General features: G+C 41.2%; 19 protein-coding genes, 4 tRNA genes, 1 other RNA gene and 1 riboswitch. Of the genes, 22 read left to right on the forward strand and 2 right to left on the reverse strand.

Features of this window, described 5'->3' with window-relative positions; genetic code table 11:
- The first annotated feature begins 2 nt into the window (after window positions 1-2).
- From glyS to ACZ449_RS07055, 3 genes are read left to right on the forward strand one after another with little or no spacing between them, the layout of a single operon-like run.
- A complete protein-coding gene (gene glyS, locus ACZ449_RS07045) occupies window positions 3-2,066 on the forward strand; it encodes a glycine--tRNA ligase subunit beta (RefSeq protein ID WP_464260329.1) in 2,064 nt (687 codons plus the stop codon).
- A gap of 32 nt (window positions 2,067-2,098) precedes the next feature.
- Entirely contained in the window at window positions 2,099-2,749 is a 651-nt protein-coding gene (locus ACZ449_RS07050; protein WP_464260330.1) for a helix-turn-helix transcriptional regulator, read from the forward strand.
- Window positions 2,746-3,567, forward strand: a complete 822-nt coding sequence (locus ACZ449_RS07055) for a pyruvate, water dikinase regulatory protein (RefSeq protein WP_464261832.1) — start codon at window positions 2,746-2,748, stop codon at window positions 3,565-3,567. The genes ACZ449_RS07050 and ACZ449_RS07055 overlap by 4 nt, the downstream gene beginning before the upstream one ends.
- A gap of 53 nt (window positions 3,568-3,620) precedes the next feature.
- Here the strand turns inward: ACZ449_RS07055 and ACZ449_RS07060 are convergent, their stop codons facing one another.
- Window positions 3,621-4,100 carry an LptA/OstA family protein gene (locus ACZ449_RS07060; RefSeq protein ID WP_464260331.1) on the reverse strand — a complete coding sequence of 160 codons (480 nt, stop codon included), beginning with the start codon at window positions 4,098-4,100 and terminating at the stop codon, window positions 3,621-3,623.
- 131 nt (window positions 4,101-4,231) lie between these two features.
- On the opposite strand from ACZ449_RS07060, the gene ACZ449_RS07065 reads away from it, so the two are divergent.
- The 11 genes from ACZ449_RS07065 to ACZ449_RS07115 all read left to right on the forward strand — a co-directional run bounded on the left by ACZ449_RS07065 (window position 4,232) and on the right by ACZ449_RS07115 (window position 13,975).
- A complete protein-coding gene (locus ACZ449_RS07065; protein WP_464260332.1) occupies window positions 4,232-5,233 on the forward strand; it encodes a deoxyguanosinetriphosphate triphosphohydrolase in 1,002 nt (333 codons plus the stop codon).
- Window positions 5,234-5,505: 272 nt separating this feature from the next.
- Window positions 5,506-7,317 carry a DNA primase gene (dnaG, locus tag ACZ449_RS07070; RefSeq protein ID WP_464260333.1) on the forward strand — a complete coding sequence of 604 codons (1,812 nt, stop codon included), beginning with the start codon at window positions 5,506-5,508 and terminating at the stop codon, window positions 7,315-7,317.
- Window positions 7,318-7,373: 56 nt separating this feature from the next.
- Window positions 7,374-8,471 (forward strand): RNA polymerase sigma factor RpoD, encoded by a 1,098-nt coding sequence (gene rpoD / locus ACZ449_RS07075; RefSeq protein ID WP_464260334.1) that lies wholly within the window; start codon window positions 7,374-7,376, stop codon window positions 8,469-8,471.
- A 63-nt stretch (window positions 8,472-8,534) separates the two neighbouring features.
- Window positions 8,535-8,610, forward strand: a tRNA-Asn gene (locus ACZ449_RS07080).
- A 135-nt stretch (window positions 8,611-8,745) separates the two neighbouring features.
- Window positions 8,746-8,820 (forward strand) — tRNA-Ile (locus ACZ449_RS07085).
- Window positions 8,821-8,913: 93 nt separating this feature from the next.
- Window positions 8,914-8,988: transfer RNA gene (locus tag ACZ449_RS07090), tRNA-Glu, on the forward strand.
- Window positions 8,989-9,067: 79 nt separating this feature from the next.
- Window positions 9,068-9,143: transfer RNA gene (locus tag ACZ449_RS07095), tRNA-Val, on the forward strand.
- A 112-nt stretch (window positions 9,144-9,255) separates the two neighbouring features.
- Window positions 9,256-9,945: a tRNA (adenine(22)-N(1))-methyltransferase gene (locus tag ACZ449_RS07100; protein ID WP_464260335.1), complete on the forward strand. Its 690-nt coding sequence runs from the start codon at window positions 9,256-9,258 to the stop codon at window positions 9,943-9,945.
- Window positions 9,936-11,054, forward strand: coding sequence for a Nif3-like dinuclear metal center hexameric protein (locus tag ACZ449_RS07105; protein ID WP_464260336.1), 1,119 nt, complete (start codon window positions 9,936-9,938; stop codon window positions 11,052-11,054). Before ACZ449_RS07100 ends, ACZ449_RS07105 begins: the two co-directional genes overlap by 10 nt.
- Before the next feature lie 48 nt (window positions 11,055-11,102).
- An RNA gene (rnpB, locus tag ACZ449_RS07110) (RNase P RNA component class A) lies at window positions 11,103-11,457 on the forward strand.
- Window positions 11,458-11,881: 424 nt separating this feature from the next.
- A complete protein-coding gene (locus ACZ449_RS07115; protein WP_464260337.1) occupies window positions 11,882-13,975 on the forward strand; it encodes a glutamine synthetase III family protein in 2,094 nt (697 codons plus the stop codon).
- 114 nt (window positions 13,976-14,089) lie between these two features.
- Here the strand turns inward: ACZ449_RS07115 and ACZ449_RS07120 are convergent, their stop codons facing one another.
- Window positions 14,090-14,602: an N-acetyltransferase family protein gene (locus tag ACZ449_RS07120; protein WP_464260338.1), complete on the reverse strand. Its 513-nt coding sequence runs from the start codon at window positions 14,600-14,602 to the stop codon at window positions 14,090-14,092.
- Window positions 14,603-14,885: 283 nt separating this feature from the next.
- On the opposite strand from ACZ449_RS07120, the gene ACZ449_RS07125 reads away from it, so the two are divergent.
- From ACZ449_RS07125 to ACZ449_RS07160, 8 genes are all read left to right on the forward strand, one after another.
- Window positions 14,886-16,799, forward strand: a complete 1,914-nt coding sequence (locus tag ACZ449_RS07125) for a glutamine synthetase (protein WP_464260339.1) — start codon at window positions 14,886-14,888, stop codon at window positions 16,797-16,799.
- A 165-nt stretch (window positions 16,800-16,964) separates the two neighbouring features.
- Window positions 16,965-17,477, forward strand: a complete 513-nt coding sequence (locus ACZ449_RS07130; protein ID WP_464260340.1) for a ferritin family protein — start codon at window positions 16,965-16,967, stop codon at window positions 17,475-17,477.
- A gap of 148 nt (window positions 17,478-17,625) precedes the next feature.
- Window positions 17,626-18,300 carry an NAD(P)/FAD-dependent oxidoreductase gene (locus ACZ449_RS07135; RefSeq protein ID WP_464260341.1) on the forward strand — a complete coding sequence of 225 codons (675 nt, stop codon included), beginning with the start codon at window positions 17,626-17,628 and terminating at the stop codon, window positions 18,298-18,300.
- 114 nt (window positions 18,301-18,414) lie between these two features.
- Window positions 18,415-19,683, forward strand: coding sequence for an allantoate amidohydrolase (locus tag ACZ449_RS07140; RefSeq protein ID WP_464260342.1), 1,269 nt, complete (start codon window positions 18,415-18,417; stop codon window positions 19,681-19,683).
- 145 nt (window positions 19,684-19,828) lie between these two features.
- Window positions 19,829-20,617, forward strand: coding sequence for a 3D domain-containing protein (locus ACZ449_RS07145; protein WP_464260343.1), 789 nt, complete (start codon window positions 19,829-19,831; stop codon window positions 20,615-20,617).
- 96 nt (window positions 20,618-20,713) lie between these two features.
- Window positions 20,714-21,433 carry a L,D-transpeptidase family protein gene (locus ACZ449_RS07150; protein WP_464260344.1) on the forward strand — a complete coding sequence of 240 codons (720 nt, stop codon included), beginning with the start codon at window positions 20,714-20,716 and terminating at the stop codon, window positions 21,431-21,433.
- A gap of 443 nt (window positions 21,434-21,876) precedes the next feature.
- Window positions 21,877-22,020: riboswitch (cyclic di-AMP (ydaO/yuaA leader) on the forward strand.
- A 62-nt stretch (window positions 22,021-22,082) separates the two neighbouring features.
- A complete protein-coding gene (locus ACZ449_RS07155) occupies window positions 22,083-22,688 on the forward strand; it encodes a peptidoglycan-binding protein (protein ID WP_464260345.1) in 606 nt (201 codons plus the stop codon).
- 130 nt (window positions 22,689-22,818) lie between these two features.
- On the forward strand, window positions 22,819-23,271 hold the full coding sequence (locus tag ACZ449_RS07160) for a DMT family transporter (RefSeq protein WP_464260346.1): 453 nt from the start codon (window positions 22,819-22,821) through the stop codon (window positions 23,269-23,271).
- Window positions 23,272-23,296: the final 25 nt, after the last annotated feature.

Genomic DNA, 23,296 nt, shown 5'->3' on the forward strand with positions numbered 1-23,296 from the left:
TCATGACCAAAGATGTACTATTAGAAATTGGCACAGAAGAAATACCAGCCAAGTTTATGCCTGCGGCATTAGCGCAATTGGAAAATACGGCAAAAGCTAAATTAACAGAACTTAGAATCAGCTATGGTGAGGTTAGGGCTGTTGGCACACCGCGCCGTTTAGCTGTTATTGTAAAAGATGTGGCTAGCGCTCAAACCGATAAACATAGTGAAAACAAGGGGCCCTCAGTAAAGATTGCTTTTGGTCAAGATGGTGCGCCCACCAAAGCTGCCTTAGGCTTTGCCCGGGGACAGGGTGTTGATCCTGCGGCATTGGTGGTTAAAGATGAGTATGTATATGCTATTGTCCAAGAGCAGGGCCGCCCGGTTATTGAGCTTTTACCATCCCTGTTAACTGATATTATAAACAGTTTATCATTTCCCAAGAACATGCGTTGGGGCGATTTAGATATGCGCTTTGTCCGCCCTATTCGTTGGCTGGTAGCAATATTTGGCAGTGAAGTTGTGCCCTTTAGCGTAACAGGAGTAACTTCCGGCAGGGTTACGCGTGGCCATCGATTCTTGGGTCAGGCTGAGGTAACGGTACATTCTGTAGAAAATTATTTTACCTGTCTTAGCGAAAACTTTGTTATGGTAGATCAAGACATGCGCCGCCAGATCATCAAGGAACAAATCGAGAAATTGGCTGTCAGCCGGGGCGGAACGGCAACTATTGACCAAGAACTTTTGGAAGAAGTAATCTATTTGGTGGAATATCCGACAGCCTTGTGCGGCGAGTTTGAAGAAAAATATCTGAGCCTGCCGCCAGAGGCCATTATTACTCCCATGCGTGAGCATCAACGGTATTTCCCGGTAACCGGAAAAGATGGAAAATTATTGCCATTGTTTATCACTGTAAGAAATGGCGGCGCTGAACACATTGATATTGTCCGCCATGGTAATGAACGAGTGCTCAAGGCGCGACTCGCTGATGCCCAGTTCTTTTTTGAAGAAGATCGGAAGATACCACTAGCCGATCGGGTAGAAAAACTTAAGACAATTGTGTTCCAAGAGGGCTTAGGTACACTTTATGATAAAGTGCTGCGCTTAGAACGCTTAGCAACTGGAGTTGGCCAAATACTGGGAACGAGTCAGGATGAGCTTAGTATTGTAAATCGCGGCGCTCATTTAGCGAAAGCCGATCTGGTAACAGGAATGGTGTGTGAATTCACCGAATTACAGGGTGTTATGGGCCGGGAATATGCAAAGCTTAACAATGAACGTCCTGAAGTGGCCGAAGCTGTATATGAACATTATCTGCCGCGGTTTGCCGGTGATAGCTTACCACAGACTACTGCTGGCCGATGTATTAGTCTAGCAGATAAAATGGATAATATTGTTGCCACCTTCAGCCGCGGACTTGTTCCTACAGGATCTCAGGACCCATATGCACTGAGACGCCAGGCCTTAGGAATGGTTAATATTTTAATTGATGCTAAGTATCATGTTTCTTTAAAGACCATCGCCGGTCAGGCTATGGATTTGCTTGGTATTGCGGATAATGAGAACAGGACCAAATTAGTGACAGAAATTCAGGAATTTTTCCGCTTGCGGATTAAAAATATTTTCACCGAAGAAAATTTGCGGTATGATATGATTGACGCTGTATTAGCTGCCGGTAACGACGATATATATGACACTTGGCTGCGTGCTAAGGCCATGGCTGTTGAGGGTAACACAATGGCAATGCAAAAAGCCGTTCAAGCCCTTGTACGGGTGGGGAACCTTGCAAAAAATGCTGCTTCTGATACTATTGATACCAGCTTGTTCGCGGCTGAGGCTGAACATGCTTTGTACAAAGCGTATGTTGAGGCCCAGGCGATCATAACCAAACATCAAGACGAGAAAAATTATCAGGGAGTACTTACTGTACTAGCGGCTATGGCGGCACCGATTGATGCCTTTTTTGGCGCTGTTATGGTTATGGTTGAAGATGAGGCGGTTAAAAATAATCGGTTAGCTTTATTAAAATCTATAGCAACTCTGGCTGCTCAGACTGCTGATTTGACTAAAATTGTGGTTATGTAGTTGAATAATATGGAGCAAAGGGGGAACCGTGATTGGGCTTAACGCTGCGACAAGAGAAAATTGCGGGTATGGTCAGAAGCTTAGGACCGATTACTGGGGAACAAATTGCTGAACGTCTTAATGTAACCAGAGCTGCGCTCAGACCTGATTTGGCTATACTGGTGATGTCTGGTATGGTAGAAGCCCGTCCTAAAGTAGGTTACTATTATACTGGAAAAAATATAATGAGTATGCTTACCGAACAAATAAGCAAGATCAAAGTCCGGGATGTCCAGTCACTTCCTGTTGTTGTTACTGCAAGTACAAGTGTTTACGACGCTGTTGTTACCATGTTTCTCGAGGATGTTGGCTCAGTCTTTATTGTTGAGCCAGCAGGTATTCTCACCGGAGTGGTATCCCGCAAAGATGTGCTAAAAGTTGCTCTAGGTGGCAGTGAGCTGCATAAGATGCCAGTAAAAGTACTGATGACACCTATGCCGAAAATTGTGGTAACTACTCCTGATGAGTCTGTATTAATAGCGGCAAAAAAGATCATTGATAACGAAGTAGACAGCCTGCCGGTGGTAGCGATTGCTAATCATCAGGAAACAAAATCTTATGAAGTAATCGGACGATTAACCAAAACCAATATCGCCAGATTGTTTGTTGAACTGAGCGAGGGACGAGGAGGAGAACAGCTATAGCTAACCTACCGATTATTTACGCATTATCTGATTCGATTGGTGAAACGGCTGAGCAGGTGGCTCGGGCCACTGCCAGTCAGTTTAGTTCTGGAGAATTTGATATTATTAGAATCCCATATATCAACTCGGTGGAACAAATTGCCGAAACCGTGCAGGAAGCCACAAAACATACGTGCGTTATTTGTCATACATTGGTGTCACCTGATTTGCGGGACGCATTGTTGGAACAAGCACAAGAACATAATATTCAGACAATTGATATTATGGGGCCAATGATTCATGCTGTCCAAAATATTACAGAAATGATACCGCGCTTGAAGCCGGGACTTGTTCATAAACTTGATCAGGAATATTTTAAACGGGTAGAGGCTGTGGAATTTGCTGTAAAATATGATGATGGAAAAAACCCATTAGGTCTGTTAAAAGCCGATATTGTTATTATTGGCGTATCACGAACTTCTAAAACGCCTCTTAGCATGTATTTGGCGCATAAAAAAGTGAAAGTAGCGAATGTGCCGCTTGTTCCTGAAGCACCACTGCCTCAGGAACTATTCCAAGTACCGTCCCATCGTATTGTCGGCTTGATTATCGATAAATTTAAGCTTAATGAAATCCGTTGTGAACGTCTTAAAACTATGGGTTTAGCACCAGATGCCAGTTACGCTAATATTACCCGGATCAATGAAGAATTAGATTATGCCCGTACTATTATGCGGCGGTTGGAATGTCCGGTTATTGATGTGTCAAATAAGGCAATAGAAGAAACGGCCAATCGAATCTTGGAAGTTGTACAGAAAAATAAGCTGGCAAATAGCTAAAAAAAATTCCTGGCGCAGCGTAGTGTTGCATGCCAGGAATTTTTTTTTAGCGCTTACATAAAACTATTGGAACCAACATTATAACTTACAGAATCAGCCGTCCATTCGTTTGCGCCTTGAGACACGTGTACATTACCAGTAAAAGAAGCGACTCGAGTATCCCAGCTGAAGTCTACCTTATCAGCGGTAATTGCTAGGCCGGTACGGGAGAAATTTACACCGCCATCAATTTTTGCTCGATTTTTAGTGCCATAAACATACACGCTGTCACCAGTAAAGTAGATATCATCCTGATTTACCGTTATGCCGCCAGCCCCCCATACTTCCAGAGTGGCTAAATTTACTTTGGCTTGACCGGCGGTGATGACTCTGTTTCTAACTTCAATGTAGACATTGCCTTTCAGAACATATAGTCCTGTATTAACATCAAAGTATGTATGGTCAGCAGTTACGACTGGTTTGGCCGCGAATGCAGTGCCTGTTATGAGAAGCAACACCAATAACGCGGAAAAAAATATTCGATTATACTTCATCCTGTGGCCCCCTTTCTTACTATTATTATAGCAAATAATTTGCAATTGTGCTTAGTGTAATCTAAAATCAGTAGTGTGGTTGCTGCAGGGAAATAATGCTATAATATACATAACGAAGGAGGCGCTACAGCATGAAAGTTCGTGAACGAATTGAAGAGCAGGAATTTAAAATCTTATCAGCCTATGCGGCGAAAAGCCGTGATGCCGTCAGGGACAGGGAAGAGGATTTGTGTGATTTCCGTACCGCCTTTCAACGCGACAGAGATCGCATTATTCACAGTAAGTCGTTTCGACGTCTTAAACATAAAACACAGGTGTATATAGCTCCAGGCGATCATTATCGGATGCGTATGACCCATAGCCTAGAGGTTGCGCAGATATCTCGCACCATAGCCCGTGGCCTAATGCTTAATGAAGACTTGACTGAAGCAATCGCAGTAGGCCACGATGTTGGGCATACGCCCTTTGGCCACGCGGGCGAATATGCATTACGTGAGCTTATTGGTCACTACAATCATAATGAGCAAAGTCTGCGAGTAGTAGAACATCTTGAACGGGGTGGGCAGGGGCTTAATCTGACGGCAGAAGTTAGAGATGGCATTCTAAACCATACTGGTGAAAACAAGCCGTTTACCTTGGAAGGAAACATCGTTCGCAGAAGCGACCGTATTGCCTATCTGTGTCATGACTATGATGATGGTATTCGTGCCGGTATGCTACAGCCTGCTGATTTGCCGCAAAATGTAAGTAAAATATTAGGTACCAATCCATCTAGTATGATAACCGTAATGGTTTCTGATATTATTACTGAATCAGAGGGCAAAAACGAAATTATTATGTCCAGCAGGGTTAAAGCGGCTATGGATGAATTTCGAGAATTTATGTTTGAAAAAATCTATCATTCAGCTGAACTTGAGCCTGATCGGAAAAAATCCAAATATGTTGTTAGTAAACTTTTTAAATATTATATGGATAATCCCGGCAGTTTGCCACAGGAATTTTTGGAGCGGGAAGATCGCTGGGGATTGCAAACAATCGTTATTGATTACATTGCCGGTCTAACTGATTTGTACGCAATTAAACAATTTCAAAGACTCTTCATCCCAGCTACCTGGGGGATATCTCCATTATAGGCAGAGCTCACACAAGCTCTGCTTTTGTGTTTCCGAACAAATATTATTAGCTTTGTCAAGATGTAAAAGAGGACTTTTGTTATTTATATTGAATAATAATTATAAAATAAAAGATGATAAAGACTGTGTAAACAACTTTGCAGGGAGCTACCTGGTTTTGGCAGGAATATTAGCCTGAATGTAGAATTAAGTCAAAGCTTGGAACTATTTGCATATTCCGTAAATCTAAAACACAGCTGGTAATTTGTCATTGCCTGGATAAGGTGAATTATATGAAAGATGCAGTTTTCGATGATTTTATCGATAGATTGCGGTCAGAGAGCGACATTGTCAGTATCGTTTCCGATTATGTATCGTTAAAAAAGAAAGGAAAGAATTTTTGGGGTTGCTGCCCCTTTCACAGTGAGAAGACGCCATCGTTTTCGGTAACTCCGGACAAAGGTTTTTTTTATTGTTTTGGATGTCAGACTGGCGGCAATGTTTTTAATTTCCTGATGCGAGTAGAAAACATTACTTTTTTTGAGGCAGTAACACTGCTGGCTAAAAAGCTAAATATTTCTTTGCCGGAAAGAGAAAAAACACCGCGTGAACAAGCCAAGGAGCAGGAACTTGCTAAAATTTATCAGGTAAATGAATTAGCTAGAGATTTTTTCCATGCTTGCTTGACTAAAACTAATTATGGAATACCTGCCCGTGAGTATTTGTCTAACCGAGGTATATCTGCTGAAGCCATAGATTTTTTGAAATTGGGTTTTGCTCCGCCGTTATGGGATAAACTATCGTTAACCTTGAGTGATCGTGGTATTGCTCTTGATATACTGTTGAAATCGGGTTTGTCTGCTGCGCGTAATTCTGGTGAGGGTGTGTATGACCGATTTCGTAATCGCATTATGTTTCCCATTAGTGATGTACGAGGGCGGATTGTTGGTTTTGGCGGTAGAGTTTTGGATAACAGTCAACCGAAATATCTCAATTCGCCAGAAACTGAGGTTTTTAATAAACGGCATGTTTTATATGGATTTGATAATGCCTATAAACATATTCGAGATTTAAACCAAGTGGTTATTGTCGAAGGGTATATGGATGTTATTACTCTCTATACGCAGGGTATCAAAAATGTGGTAGCCTCGTTAGGAACGGCTTTTACGCCGGAACAGGCCAGACATTTGACTAAACTTAATGCAGAGTTATTATTTTCTTATGATAGCGATGCTGCTGGACAAAATGCCACCGTTCGGGCATTAGATACCGTTCGTTCCTTAGGAGCCACTATTAAAGTAGTAACGATTCCTGATGGCAAAGATCCAGATGAATTTGTTCGCAAGCATGGTAGTCAAGCCTTTCAGGAACTGTTAAAGTCGGCGCAGCCACTATTAGACTACCAACTCGAACAAGCGTTAAAATCGGATGATTACTCTACCGTTCAAGGTAAAATTGCCGTTGTCGGTAAGTTAATACCAATTCTTGCCGAGACGGATAACGCCGTAATAGTTAACGCCCATATTACCCGTTTGTCGCAAGTACTTGCTGTTGATGAAAGCGCTTTACGAAGCGAGATTAGAAAGTATATTGTTCAAGTTAAAAAGGATAAAAATGTAAAGCCAGGGAAAACTATGAATATGGCACTCTTATATAAGCAGCCAGCTTCGGCAGTAATTCAGGCAGAGCGCCAGCTGATTCGCTTAATGTGCGATGATTTATCACTAATCCCTTATGTTTTAGCCAAACTTTCACCACAAGAAATACAAGGAACTCTGCAGCAAGAGATAATTAATTTCATAGTTGACGCGTATAATATGGAAAACAATATAACGCAGGCAGCGTTTACTGCTGGTGTAAATAACTTAAGTGAAAAGGCAAGCAACGAGTTTTCGCATATTATGTTGATGGAGAACCAATTTGATGATGTAGTTCAATTGGTGGATGACTGTATAAAAACAATTCGATTAGCACATTTGACTGTATTATATGAACAACACCGGCTACTGGCCGATGAATTAGAACGCATGGGGGATAGTAACTTTCTGCAGGAATTAGCGGAAAGTCAGCGAATTAAACATGAAATTAGCAAATTACATCATTAATAAACAAGGTTGGATAAATCTACTATCGTTAATTGCCAAAGGAAGGGGGGAGAATTATGGCCGATAAGAAAACTCCGCCGGTCGAGCATGTAAATGAGCTTTTGCACAAGGGTAAAAAACGCGGTGTGCTAACGTATACTGAAATTATGGATACTATGCAGACGGAAGACATGAGTCCTGAAGAAATCGAAGATATGTATGAAATCTTCAGTAATAAAGGTATTGAAATTGTTGATGAAGCTCCTGATGCTGAACTTATTGAGAACCCAGAGATGGAAACAGCGGCCGAAGAAGTAGATATTGATCTTACCATTCCTGAAGGCATTAGTATTGATGATCCTGTTAGAATGTATCTTAAGGAAATTGGCCGTGTACCGCTTTTGACTGCTGATGAGGAAGTTATACTGGCCAAGCGCATGGAACAAGGGGACGAAGAAGCCAAACGGCGGCTGGCCGAGGCAAATTTGCGGCTAGTTGTTAGTATTGCTAAGCGTTATGTTGGACGCGGCATGTTGTTCCTGGATCTTATTCAGGAAGGCAACCTGGGCTTAATCAAGGCTGTAGAAAAATTTGACTATAATAAAGGTTATAAATTCAGTACCTATGCCACCTGGTGGATACGTCAGGCAATAACCAGAGCTATTGCTGATCAAGCCCGTACTATTCGGATTCCGGTTCACATGGTTGAAACCATTAATAAGTTGATTCGAGTATCACGGCAGCTCCTCCAGGAATTAGGACGCGAGCCATCACCAGAAGAAGTGGCTCAAGCTATGGAAGTCACTGTTGAACGGGTCCGGGAAATCATGAAAATTGCTCAAGAACCAGTATCCTTAGAAACGCCAATTGGTGAAGAAGAAGATTCTCACCTTGGTGACTTTATAGAAGATCAAGACGCTCCTGCTCCGGCAGACGCTGCTTCTTTTATGTTGCTTAAAGAGCAGTTAGAAGACGTTCTGGAAACGCTTACTCCCAGGGAAGAAAAAGTATTGCGTTTGCGGTTTGGTTTAGATGACGGGCGGGCTCGCACCTTAGAGGAAGTGGGGCAGTTCTTTGGTGTTACCCGTGAACGCATTCGTCAAATAGAAGCTAAAGCACTCAGGAAACTGCGCCATCCTAGTCGCAGTAAAAAATTAAAAGATTTTCTTGAGTAAAAAATGCAATAATCACTTGACGTACTACGGACATTGTTTTATAATAATCAACGTTGGCGATATTCCTCGATAGCTCAGTTGGTAGAGCAATCGGCTGTTAACCGATTTGTCGTAGGTTCGAGTCCTACTCGAGGAGCCATAAGCAGAGAACCAGGTTTTCAGGAGCGAAAGCGACGCAAAACCTGAGTGAATCGCTTAGTTCTGAGCGGTAGCGAAGAACATCCTTTGTTTTTTAAAACAGGCTTTCTGCGGAAAACCTGTTTTAATATCTCTAGGGCCTATAGCTCAGCGGTAGAGCAGCCGGCTCATAACCGGCTGGTCCCTGGTTCGATCCCAGGTGGGCCCACCAAATTGGGATGTGGGATGCGAGAGGTTAGAGGTTGGAAAAGTGACATACTATTCCATATCTCACCTCTAACTTCCCGCATCCCACCTCTCAAATGGCCCGTTGGTCAAGCGGTTAAGACACCGCCCTTTCACGGCGATAACGGGGGTTCGATTCCCCCACGGGTCACCATTCTCGACATTAGATGTTCGATATACGATATTCGATAAAACACTACGAAAGTCGAAAATCTAACATCGAATATTGATTTGGGCGATTAGCTCAGCTGGGAGAGCGCCTGCCTTACAAGCAGGATGTCGGCGGTTCGATCCCGTCATCGCCCACCACCTAAAAAACCTGCGAAGCAATTCGCAGGTTTTTGCTATGTATATACATTTGCAGGATTATTTAGTCATTCGGCGAAATACTAACAAGGAAATTCACTGGAGGATTGTGTAAGTGAAAATAGGAGAACGTTTACAAGCTATTGCCGATATGGTTCCTGTCGGAATGGCGATGGCTGATATTGGCACAGATCATGCTTATTTACCAATATATCTTATTACAAATGACATTGTTACCCAAGCAATTGCTGGAGATATTCACCAGGGTCCCTATTTATCAGCTAAAAATGCTGTGGCTACCGCACAGTTAGAACAGGTTATCTCAGTCAGGCGAGGTAACGGGCTTGAGGTAGTAAGCCCGGGAGAAGCGGAAGTTGTGGTTATTGCCGGTATGGGCGGTTTGAATATTATCGATATCTTACGCTCGTGTCCGGCAGTAACGGCGGCACTTAAGTATCTTATTGTACAACCCATGATCGCGGCGGCGTCAGTCAGAATGTGGCTGCAGAGCAATGGCTGGCAGATCGTCAATGAACAGCTTGTTCAAGAAGATGGTAAGCTATATCAGATTATTGCGGCAAAGCCTGGCGAAAGTCCGCCATTTGAGCCCATACTCTATGAAATAGGTCCGCTGCTATGGCAGGGAAGACATCCCTTGCTGCGGCTGCATATTGAGGAATTAATTGAGCATTTACGTGGTGTGCTCGCGTCCATGGCAGGAAGTGCCGAAGCCATACATTCGACGAAATACAGAGAATTTACTGATAAGCTTAAGGATTTGGAGGATAAGCGTACATGTCTGTAAAATGTCATGAACTTATTACCAAACTTGAACAATTAGCACCAAAACAATTGGCTGAGGACTGGGATAATATTGGTCTCTTAGTTGGCAGTCCAGAGCAAACTATCCATAAAATTATTATTACTTTAGATGTAGATCAAGCGGTTGTTAATCAGGCTATTGCCCTAGGTGCTGACATGATTGTTGCCCACCATCCTGTGATATTTAAAGGTATTACGAATATTCGCACTGATTTACCGTTAGGCAGTATGCTAGCTGATTTGATAAAAAGTGGGATAGCCGTGTATGCGGCCCATACCAATTTAGATAGTGCGCTTGGTGGCGTAAATGATATTTTGGCACAAAAATTTCAACTTAAAGATAGTAGGCCGTTAACAACAGTATATCAAGAGAAGTTCTATAAAGTAGTAGTCTTTGTTCCCGAATCCCATACAGAAATTGTACGAATAGCTATGACTGAGGCTGGCGCAGGTCATATCGGTAACTATAGTCATTGTACTTTTCAGACCAAGGGTGTCGGAACATTTTTGCCATTATTGTCGACCACCCCCTTTATTGGTGAAGAGGGTAGGCTTGAATTTGTTGAGGAAAGTCGAATCGAAACAATTCTACCGGCACACCTGCGGTCCCGCGTAATTAATGCTATGTTGGCAGCTCATCCCTATGAAGAGGTTGCTTATGATGAGTATTTGTTACTCAATAAAGGGTCTAGCTGTGGTTTAGGGAGGATCGGACGGCTTGGTGAAGCCGTGTCTTTAGGAGACTTTATTAATCAAGTTAAGCATACCTTACTAATCAATTCAGTAAAAGTGGCAGGTTCGGTTAATGCAGTAATAAGTCAAGTAGCGGTATGCGGCGGCAGCGGGGCAGGCCTCATTAAAGATGCTATTCAAGCAGGGGCAGATGTTCTGGTAACAGGAGATGTAAAATACCATGAAGCGCAACAAGCTCTTGCGCAAGGCTTGGCAATTATTGACGCTGGTCACTTTGCTACCGAACAACCGGTGGTTCAATGTTTGACTGCCTATTTAAAGGAACAAGCCAGAAAGAATGGTTGGAATATAGAAATTATTGACAATAATGTAAGCGAGGATGTATTTTCAACATATTGACTTGTTTCGTCATTGATGTTATGATAAAAACTCAAAATAATTAGTTTCTGAGTATGAAAGATGATCGCAGATGTTTGATGCATCTGAGGAAAGTCCGAGCTCCATAGGGCAGGGTGCTGGATAACGTCCAGCGAGGGCGACCTTAGGGATAGTGCCACAGAAATGTAGACCGCCTGACATTCTGTCAGGTAAGGATGGAACGGTGCGGTAAGAGCGCACCAGCAGTCAGGTGACTGACTGGCTAGGTAAACCCCACCTGGAGCAAGACCAAATAGGGAAGAGTTGACGCGGCCCGCTGAACCTTCCGGGTGTGTCGCTAGAGCTGCCAGGTAACTGTCAGCCCAGATAAATGATCATCGCCGCCAAAAGCGGAACAGAACTCGGCTTAATGACTACTCAGATGTGAGCATAATAAAACCCGCAGCCCTATAGTGACTGCGGGGTTTGTGTTTTCCAAAACAGAATTTCGGGAGCCCTTTTAGGAATAGCAGGCGGAGTACCGTTTTGATGCCATTCATGATGGGTGGCTTAGTAGTGACAAACTTTCGTGGAGTAGGAATAAGTAGCTGGCTACCATCCTATTTTTCAAAAAAGTTTTTTACGCTCTAGACAAATACTATTTTTATGCTATAATAAAAGCATAATTAAATTCTGGAGTCAATGATGACTCCTTCACGTAACAATGTTATGTGAAGGAGTCTATTTTTTTCTTCATTTCTTATATTCTACTAGGATATAAAGAAGGCACGTTATAATATTTTGAAAAATTTACAGCATAAATTATTCAAAATTAATAGTAAGATGAAAAATTGAGAGGGGTTTTTTTGATGAGCAACCTGGGTGAAATTTTTGGTTCAAATGTATTTAATGATGCTGTTATGAAAGAGCGCCTTCCTAAAGCTACTTACAAAGCTTTACAGAAGACAATTGCAGATGGTCTTCCTTTAGACCCAGCAGTCGCAGACGTAGTAGCAAGCATAATGAAAGATTGGGCACTTGAAAAAGGCGCAACCCATTTTACTCATTGGTTCCAACCAATGACAGGCATAACTGCTGAAAAACATGACGCATTTATCGCACCAACTGCCGATGGTAAGGCTATAATGGAATTTTCAGGTAAAGAATTAATTAAAGGAGAACCAGATGCTTCTTCCTTCCCCTCTGGTGGTATTAGAGCAACATTTGAAGCCAGAGGCTATACTGCCTGGGATTGTACATCACCAGCATTTCTAAAAGATGATTCATTATGCATACCAACTGCTTTTTGTTCATATACAGGGGAAGCTTTGGACAAGAAGACACCATTGTTACGTTCAATGGAGGCTTTATCCAAACAAGCGTTACGTGTATTAAAAGCTCTTGGTAATACAACAACAAGCAAAGTTATTACAACTGTTGGACCAGAACAAGAATACTTTATTGTTGATAAGAAAACATTTGAACAACGAAAAGACTTAATATTTACCGGAAGAACACTTTTTGGCGCTAAGCCTCCCAAGGGGCAGGAATTAGAAGATCACTACTTTGGATCAATCAAAGAAAGAATTTCTGCATACATGAAGGAACTGGATGAAGAACTTTGGAAGCTTGGAATTGCTGCAAAGACTAAGCATAACGAAGTTGCTCCGGCACAGCATGAGTTAGCTCCCATATTTTGTACTACAAATATTGCAACAGATCATAACCAGCTTACTATGGATATAATGAAGAAAGTTGCGTTAAGACAGGATCTTGTGTGCTTATTACATGAAAAACCATTCGCTGGAATCAACGGCTCTGGTAAACATAATAACTGGTCAATGGCAACAGATGATGGAATGAACCTACTTGAGCCAGGTCGTACTCCCCATGATAATAAACAGTTCCTGGTATTCTTGTGTTCTGTTATAAAAGCAGTAGATGAATATGCAGGTTTATTACGAGTATCAGCATCAAATCCTGGGAATGATCATAGACTAGGTGCTAACGAAGCTCCTCCAGCTATAATATCAATATTCTTAGGAGAGCAATTACAAGACATATTAGAACAAATTGAAAATGGTGGAGCGACAAGTTCTAAAACCGGCGGTCATATGGAAATAGGTGTTACTACACTTCCGTCGTTACCTAAAGATGCAACTGACAGAAACAGAACATCTCCATTCGCATTTACCGGTAATAAGTTTGAATTTAGAATGTGTCCTTCTTCTGCCTCCATCGCTGAACCAAACTTTATTTTAAATACTATAGTAGCTGAAGTATTAAGCGAAGTTGCTAGCAGATTAGAAAATGCTAAAGACGTATGTGCTGAAGTTAAAGCAATTCTTACTGAATATGTAACTAAACATAAGAATGTAGTGTTTAACGGAAATGGATACTCAGATGAATGGGTAGTTGAAGCTGAAAAGAGAGGACTTCCCAATATTAAAACTACCGTAGAAGCTACTAAAGCATTAATTGAGGAAAAAAACCTAGCCGTAATGGAAAAACATGCAGTATTAAGCAGAGTAGAAATGGAATCCCGCTATGAAATAGCTCTTGAAACTTATGTCAAGACTATTAACATCGAAGCTTTAACAATGATCGAAATGGCTAAGAGACAGATACTTCCTGCAGTTATCAAATTTGCGACCACCGTTGCTGCTTCCATTAATACAATCAAAGCTACAGGTGTAGCAGCCGATCTAACTGCTCAAACGGAATTGCTAACAGAAGTATCTTCATTAACTGCATCATTAAAGAAAAATATTGCTGTTCTTGAAGAATCTGTAGACAAAGCTTCAAATGCTCATGGGGATACTTACGAGCAAGCTTCCTTATTCAGATTTGATGTATTTGAAAAGATGGCAGAGTTAAGAACAGTTGCAGATACACTTGAAACTCTGGTAGATAAAGATGTTTGGCCAATGCCAACTTATGGAGACCTATTATTTAATTTGTAATAAATATAGGAAAGTCTAGTTTGATTAGAACCCATATAAAATACAGTATAGGTATGCAAAAGCACTGGCATTTAAACCAGTGCTTTTTGCGAACTATTCAAATGTAGGTTTTTGTCATTCCTCTATTGGTATTTCAGGCCCTTGGAGTTGGTACTGATAAAAAATCAGATCAAGCCATTTACCAAATTTGTAACCAGCTTTCCGAATTGTACCAGACTGACTAAAACCTAATTTATCGTGCATTAATCGACTGCCTTCATTACTCGCGTCTATACCAGCTACCATCGTAGCATAGCCTTTTGTGTTAGCAATCTTTATTAACTCTTTCAGTAGAGCGGTCCCGATATGTTTTCCTCGATGGTTTTTGTGGACGTAGACTGAATGCTCTATTGTATACTTATACGCAGGCCACGCCCTGAAGGAGCCAAATGTTGCAAATCCGACGACGGTATTGTTTTCTTCGAACACCAGAATAGGGAATCCATCGATTACTTTCTTCTCATACCATGATGCCCTATCTTCAAGGGTGTGGGGTTTATAATCATAGACTGCTGTGGTATTGAGTATTGCTTCATTATATATTTCAAGGATAGCAGTTAAATCACTGTGTTCTAGGTGGCGAATCATAGGCATAACCTCCACATAAGTTCTATTTTAAAACTAAAGGCCTGATTGTTTGAGATTAAGTTCGACGCAGACATTGATGCTTCCTGCTTTGTTTTCTACAGCTTTGAATACTGGTTACAGTCTCCTAGACAAAATGTATTTTTATGCTATAATAAAAACATATTTTAACCTGAGTCAATTAGGTTTCCTAAAAAAGTAGGAAGAGTTTGGTTTTTAGTTATATTGACCAGGAAAAATGAGAAAAACTATATTGTAAGACATTTTGTGTACGAGGTGAAGGAAAATGGTAAAAGATTTAGTGTATCTAATTCCTGCCGGTAAGTATGGTAAAGAAGAAATTGCAAGCCTGCTCACTAACCATCCTGAGATTAAGTTTGCCTCACTTGTTGGTATTGATTTGGCAGGCAATGATACTGATGAGAAAATCCCAATCGAAATATTTATTGATGACATGGAAGGTTTCATTAATGGCAATGTGGTGCAAACAGATGGCTCGTCTGTTGTTCTTACTGGTATTGCCGTACTAAACAATGCTAAAGTAGATATGCTTGCAGATACTGGTGTAAATTGGTTTGTAGACTATAACTTTGAACATATTGATGAAGAAACAGGCAAGCCTATTGGTACACTGCGTATTCCTGCTTTTCTGGTACATAATGGCCTCAGAGTTGACTCACGTTCCATTTTGGCACAAAGCTTGGAATATATGAAAGGTGAGCTACAAGACCTTTTTAAAAAGAATGCCAAGATTGCTGGCCTGGAACATATTAATGGGGCTGATGTAGAAGATATTATTTTTACCTCTGCTACTGAACTTGAATTTTGGGTAAAAACCCCTGCTAATAAGGCGGACGTCGAAGACCTTTCTGCTTCACAACAAATGCAAGAGCAATATTGGCAGCGTACTCGCGGCAATGTCCGCACTGCGATGGAACAAGCGCTGATGACGATGGAAAAATATGGTCTTGAACCTGAGATGGGCCATAAAGAGGTTGGCGGCATTAAAGCCCAAATTGACGAAACTGGCCATTTGAATCATGTCATGGAACAACTGGAAATTGACTGGAAATTCTCTAATGCATTACAATGTGCCGATAATGAACTGCAAGCTAGAATTTTAGTTAAAGAAGCCTTTCGGGCCAATGGTCTTGAAGTAACCTTTAAGGCCAAACCAATCATTGGTGTTGCCGGTAGCGGCGAGCATACGCATGTTGGTATTGCTGCCAAACTTAAATCTGGAAAAATTGTTAATCTATTCTCACCAACTGATATGAGACAATATTTTTTAAGTGCCATTGGTTATGGTGCTATCATGGGTCTTTTAAAGCATTATGAGGTAATAAATCCGTTCATTTCTTCTACAAATGATTCACTTAACCGTTTAAAACCAGGCTTTGAAGCGCCTGTATGTATTGTAACCTCCTTAGGACATACGCCAGCAGTACCATCCCGTAACAGAACTATTTTAGCTGGCCTTGTACGTGATGTTAATAGTCCGATGGCTACTAGATTTGAAGTTCGCTCTCCTAATCCATATACAAATACCTACACGGCCTTGACAGCCTTCTATATGAGCATGCTTGATGGTATCAAAGCAGCAGTCAACTCTGGTAAAACTGTAGAAGAACTTGATGCCGAATTATCCAAAGACGCCGGCAAACAAGGGTTCTATCTTGAAACAGACCGTGCATATCGTAGCGAACACGATGTCTTTGACGATTATTCTGCCGAAGAACGTGATCGTTTGTTTTCTAAACCACCAGCAACCGTTTGGGAAAACATGCAAAACATTAAAAAGTATCCAGAAAAAGTTAAAACACTTACTGCTGGCAATGTTTTCCGGCAAGAACTCATTGGAGCTTTTGTCGCAGGGGCATTGGTTCGTTGGAAAGCTGAAATATTAAACCGTATTATTCCAGAAAACCTCAGCATTGTTAAAGAGACTAAGGCGTTGCATGAAGCCGATTCAGCTAGTGACCTTGATTTGACTAATTGGGATAAAATTAATACTATCCGAGTGTATTTGGCAAAAGACTATATGTTACAAAAAAGCTTGTTTACCCGTATTAAAGAGGCGATTCAAACTGGCGATTTTGATGCCGCATCAGAAATGCAAATTGAAATGTCAAATAAAGTAGAAGAACTACAAGCAATTTATCGCGAATATAAGAAAAATATGATTCATATTTGTCAATAAAACCCTTGAGGTAAAATGCAAAAAAATCCCAGTGGCTATACTGGGATTTTTTGTTTGTTGTACTACATAGAATAAAATAGTTAAAAAAGTCACAAAGGTAAAAGGATTTTTCGTGAAAATATTGAATATACCAGTATATTAAGTTAACTGAAGGAGGGTCTGACTATGGGAAAAAATGCCTGTGATATGGGTAACTTGTTTAGCGATCTGGAAGGATTGCGGATAGCTGTTGATATGGAGGCTCGTGGTCGCGATTTTTACAAAAAAGCATATGAGAAAGCAGATAATAAAGAACATAAAGCTTTGTTCATGTTGCTCATGAACGAGGAAGCGAGTCATTTTGATCAATTTACTAAGCTGTACAATAAAATCAAAGAAAGTAAGCTTTCTGATTCTGCTGATTATTTATTTGACCAAGAAACTTCCAAATATTTGACAGTTCTTGCCGAGCCTCATATTTTTCCAAAAGACAAAGCCGAAAAAACACTTCCTGAACTAAAGAACATTGCCGATATTTTGAAGGCTGCTATCCAGGATGAAAAAGATGCTATTCTGTTTTATGATGCATTGGCTAAATGTGCTAAATTTGAAGAAACCCGCACTATATTTAACCTTCTAAAAGCAGAAGAACAGACTCATGTAGTAAAACTTCGCCAAATGCTAGACAGTTGGGTGTAATCTCAAATAGCAGCAAAAATAGCGTCTTTTAGGCGCTATTTTTTATTTTTTGATAAAAAGTTTATATTTTAGCAGGATTTTTGTGATTCCATAGCTAATCTATAATTATATTCCACAACATATGATTATTTAATGGGAGGTTTTACTAATGTCAGAAGTGAAAGCAGATTTACTTGAAAAAGGTGCAATTGTTCAGCGGGACAGAGAAACTTATGCAATTGCTCCACATATTCCCGGTGGTGTTATTCTTGATATTAATGTACTCAGAAAAATTGCAGATGTTTCTGAAAAGTATGGTGCCAAAGCGCTTAAACTAACTTCGGCGCAGCGGATTGCAATTGTTGGTATTCCTGAAGATAAAATTGATGCTGTTTGGGACGAATTAGGAATGGATAAGGGTGCTGCGGTTGGCCTTTGCGTCCGGAGTGTGAAAATTTGTCCGGCAACTCACTTCTGCAAGCGAGCACAGCAAGATGGTCTCACCTTGGGGCTTACCTTAGACAAGGCTTTTCATGGTATGGAATTGCCTGGTAAAATGAAATTTGGCGTTAGCGGCTGTACAAACTCCTGTGCAGAAAGTTGGGTTAAAGATATTGGTCTTGTTGGTACGACTAAAGGCTGGAAAATTGTAATTGGCGGCTGTGCTGGCGCTAAACCCAGAATTGGCGATCTATTAATTGAAGCAGTACCGCAAGAAGAAGTACAGCCGATTATTGATAAAATAATTGCGTACTACAAAGAAAATGCCCGTAAACATGAACGACTTGGTATGTTGATAGATCGACTGGGTCTGGAAACGGTAAAACAAGGTATTTTAGGTTAAAAGATAATTTGACTTGGTTATCAGATAAAGCGCTTGCTCGTCAAGCGCTTTATCTTTTTATTGGTAAGGTTTATAGAATTTTTTACAAAATAGAGGTATACTGTTTGTAAAGAGTTGCTTAAGGGGGCGATTGCTATTCAAACTGACAATTTGCATGATATAGAAGGGGTTCTTGAACAAATAGAGCAAGTAGCTCACTTTGGTCAAGATAAATCTGGCATTACCCGCCTTGCATTTACTTCTGCCGATCATCAAGCACGGAATTATATCATTAAACTTATGCAATATAACGGACTTACCGTACAGATTGATGCCATTGGTAATATCATTGGCCGCTTTCAACCAGCAGGTATTGAACCTGCTGTTCCGGCTGTAGCAACAGGTTCTCACTTAGATACAGTGCCTTCAGGTGGTAAATATGACGGTGTTCTTGGCATCGTCTGTGGTTTAGCAGCTATTAACCGTTTAAAGGAGCGTAGTGGTATTAAACATCCACTGGAAGTAATTGTTTTTGCTGCTGAAGAATCTAGCCGTTTCAACATGCCGACTATAGGAAGTAAAGCTATGGCTGGTTTGGTTACTGCTGCCACCCTGAAAAGGATTAAGGACCAAGACGGCATTGCGTTAGCAGAGGAGCTGGCGGCTAGTGGGTTTCCGACTAACCAGATGTCCACTGTGCCTCGCTGCCAAAACAGTATAAAAGGCTTTGTTGAACTGCATATTGAACAAGGACAGGGTTTAGAACAAGAAAGAAGTAGTATTGGTATTGTTAATAAAGTCGCAGCACCTACTAGATTGAAGATAATGGTAGTAGGAACAGCAGGTCATTCTGGTGCTGCCCCTATAGAGGAGCGTCAGGATGCACTTGTAAGTGCGGCCATGATTATATTGGCTGTTAGAAACATTGCCGCTGAGTATGAGTACCAAGGTGCGGTGGCTACCGTAACAATTTTGAAAACCTATCCAGGAACTATTAATGTAATTCCGGGTCAGGTTGAAATGTGGGTAGATATTCGGGGGACAGAGCATGAAAGTATAATTGAAATTTTGCAGGAAATTAAAGATGCTGTCAGTTCTATCGCCGATGATTATAACACGCCGATTGCTATTGACGTGTTGTCATCTGAAAAGCCGATAATACTTGACGATACTATAAATCAAATTATGGAAGAGGTTTGTTGTAAGTTAAATCAGACCAGTGTACGTCTTGATAGCCGCGTTGGACATGACGCCATGAATATAGCGCATATAGCGCCTGCAGCCTTACTATTGATTCCCTGCAAGAATGGTATCAGTCATAATGCTTACGAAGATGTAGCACCTGAGGATATAGCGGCTGGTATTGCTGTATTAACAGAAACCCTATATGAATTGGCCAAGTAGTTGAAAATAATTATATAAAATCATAGTAGCAAAAGCCTAATTGCTAGAGCAATTGGGCTTTTGCTAATTTTACCGCTAGGAATTATGTAAAGTATATGATAGAATATCTTCGAATCCCAACCATCAAATGAAAGGAGTATTCCTATTGAAAAAAAAGCTAGTCATTATCATGTTGATGGTTTTCGCAATGCCGCTGTTTTCCTCAGCATTGCCTCAGGCTGAGGCTGCGGGTTGGGAGACTAAACTGGCTGAAGTTGTTACGGAAAACGCAACTGCTGCTCAGCTGGAAGAGTTATTAAAAATGCGGGAGACTCTAAATCCAAAGGATAAGCAGGTTTTATGGGGAGCTCTTGCTAAGACAGCGATTGAGCGTACCGGAAAAGCTGATATGGTGAATAATCTTACTGCGTTATCACAGCAGCTGTCAGCACAAGATCAAGCAGCTGCTAAAGTAACTATTGTTAAAGCAGTAGAAACTGCCGTGCGCAGCAAAGTAGATGAGAAAGTTAAAGAAGTGGTAACTGGTCGACTGGCAGGCTATCAAGATGAATTTGATCTGCTTTCGACCTTGCTCAACAGTAGTAGTACCCTGACACCTGCAGCCGTCCAGAATAACAACTCTCTTGCCGGTGCGCCGCAAAACTATAGTAAGCTGATTAACATGACTGCGACAGCTTACGGTCCGGGTCCAATTGATAATGGTAAATGGAATGACCTGACTTATGTAGGCGGCAAGGTTAAAAAGGGGATAGTAGCCGTAGATCCTGCTGTTATCCCTATGGGAACCAAACTTTGGGTTGAAGGTTATGGCCAAGCTATAGCTGACGATCAAGGCAGTGCTATTAAAGGCAATCGTATTGATTTAGCGTTTAATTCCAGACAAGAAGCGCTGGATTATGGGATTCAAAATGTGAAAGTATATGTTCTCAAATAACCGGCTTCGGCCGGTTTTTCTTTTTTGCAGTTCATATCCCTTTTTATGGAGGCATATATTTGGAAAGAAGAGTGCTGTCTACAAGGAGGGATTGGAATGAAAGCTGCTTTGTTATTTAGATTTAAGCACAAGCAGATAATTTGTGGTATAGCGGTTTTGGCAATTGTAAGTATTGTCTTTAGTATAGCTGGCTTTGAATATATGGATGAACAAGAATTAGCGTCGCTAGATACCAATCAGCCCAACCAGACACCTACAGGCAAAGTGAGTGTGGTAATAAATACTCAATCTAAAGTACTTGAAGTTTACAATGATGAACAGGTATATAAAAAATACCGGATTGCAGTAGGCAAAAGTAAAACTCCGACACCGATTGGCGAGTGGAATGTGGTATGGAAAGACTATGATTGGGGAACCGGATTTGGAACACGCTGGATGGGGCTAAATGTTCCTTGGGGAACTTACGGTATACATGGGACAAATAAACCATGGTCGATAGGTCAATTTGCCAGTCATGGTTGTATCAGGCTGCGTAATAAAGATGTTGAAGAATTGTTTGAATGGATCCCAATTGGGACTCCTGTGCGTATCGAAGGCCAAAGGGTTAAAGTTAAAAGAACGCTTAAATATAAAACTTCAGGGCCTGATGTTGTTGCTTTACAAATGAAACTTAAAGAACTAGGCTACTTTGCGGGTAGAGCAGATGGCTTGTTTGGTGTTATGACTGAGGAAGCTGTTAAGGCTTATCAGACAGATAAAGGAATAACTACAACTGGTGCAGCTACTAAAGAGCTTTGCGCTGCTTTAGGGCTATAGAAATTGATTATCATAATAGCGTTAATGAACAAGTTGGTCTGATTGAAATGGCAATAAAATAGCGCCGCTAGGAAAGCGACGCTTAATGAAGGGGAGAGGAAATTATGCTTAGTTTAACCAAGCGCCAGGCGGCTATACTGCTTGGCGTTGTTTTATTGCTGATAGTGGCTGGCTGATTTACTGTGAGATGTTAACTGTAGGTTTAAGACCATCTATCAGCCCGTGGACGGGGGAGTTGTCTAAAGAAATTCTAAAAAACATGATGTAGTCTAAAAGAGGTGATGATAGTTTGCCACTATTACCACCCTTTCAGTTAAGCCGTCTGCCTGCGGGTGGGCGGTGTTTTTTTACTAGTATGGTGTTTTAATGACGATTGCAGTCCTTGGAGTCCAACGTCAAGTTTAAATAATCATAAAATTGACCACAACGTAAAAATAGTGTAATATTAAAATTAGCCGAATCCATTAGGTACGGGGGACCCAATAAACATATAGGGGTGAATCCGTGTTAAGCGGTAGGGCGTTCTCGACCTCTTTTCTTATGCCCGAATCCGACAGCTAACCCCGGAGGCTAAAAGCCATGAAGGTTTTTGTGTTTTGCGTTGCGAAACAGCTAACCTCGGAGGCGCAATATAAAGAGAGGTGATTGATTGGGAAAAGCATTATTTAAAGTGGTTTGTATAGTTTATCTCTTGTTAGCAGTCAGCGTTCCAATGGGAGGCTTAGCAGCAGGTGCAGGATCATCACAAGAGTATCCTGCTATAATGCTCGGGGCGCGCGGCGAGCAAGTGCGGATTGTGCAAAAACATTTGGCAGATGGTGGATTTTATGCTGGAGACATTGACGGTGTATTTGGTCCAATTACTGCCAAAGCTGTACAAGAATTTCAACGCAGTGCCTATCTTACAGTAAATGGTATTGTTGATAAAGAAACCTTTGCCTATCTTGGACGTTTGGCTGGTGAGCCAAGCAGGTATAGCCGCTCCTTGGTTATGAGAGCATCGGCTTACTCTGCGCATGATCCAGGTAATGGTAGTTATACATATGGCGGAAACCTTTTACGTAAGGGTTTAGTTGCTGTCGATCCGACGGTTATTCCTTTAGGAACCCGGTTATATATTCAAGGATATGGCTATGCAGTAGCTGATGATATCGGTGGCGCAATTAAAGGCAGTTGTATTGATTTAGCTTTTGATAGTCGCCGTGAGGCCTTGAATTTTGGTGTACAAAGAGTAACCGTGTATGTAGTTGACTGAGATTTGGCAGGTTTCGGCCTGCTTTTTTTATTTGCCATAGGTAGCTGTTACTAATATCCCCCGAATATTAAAAAGCCCCAAGTATTATACTACAGATAGAATTTTAGTATTTTACGGGGGTTGGTTAGGCTTGAATTTTATATCAAGTGAAATGCTGCCATTGGTGCTGGCTTTTGTTTCTGGGGTGTTAATGGCAGTACAAGGTTCGATTAATACTGGTTTGAGTAAGGTCATAGGCCTGTTAGAAGCTACTTTTGTCGTTCACCTTACAGGAACTATCTTAGTCATGCTACTACTATTCATAGGTAATCTAGGCAAGGGTAATCTGTCTGCATGGCAAGAGGCTCCGTGGTATTCCTGGTTGGGGGGGATACTTGGTGTAGCTATAATCTATCTAGTAGCTGCCAGCATTCCCAGTGTCGGTGTTGCCAATGCCACTACGGCTATTATTGTTGGACAAGTACTGACTGCAATTATCATTGACTACTTAGGGGGATTTGGTCTTGAACGGATGGCATATAGCCCCAAACAGGTATTAGGATTGGTATTACTTGCAGTTGGCGCTAGATTATTGTTAAAATAGTGTTTTTTTTATTTATTTCTTATAA

The organism is Desulfosporomusa polytropa, from assembly GCF_055380075.1.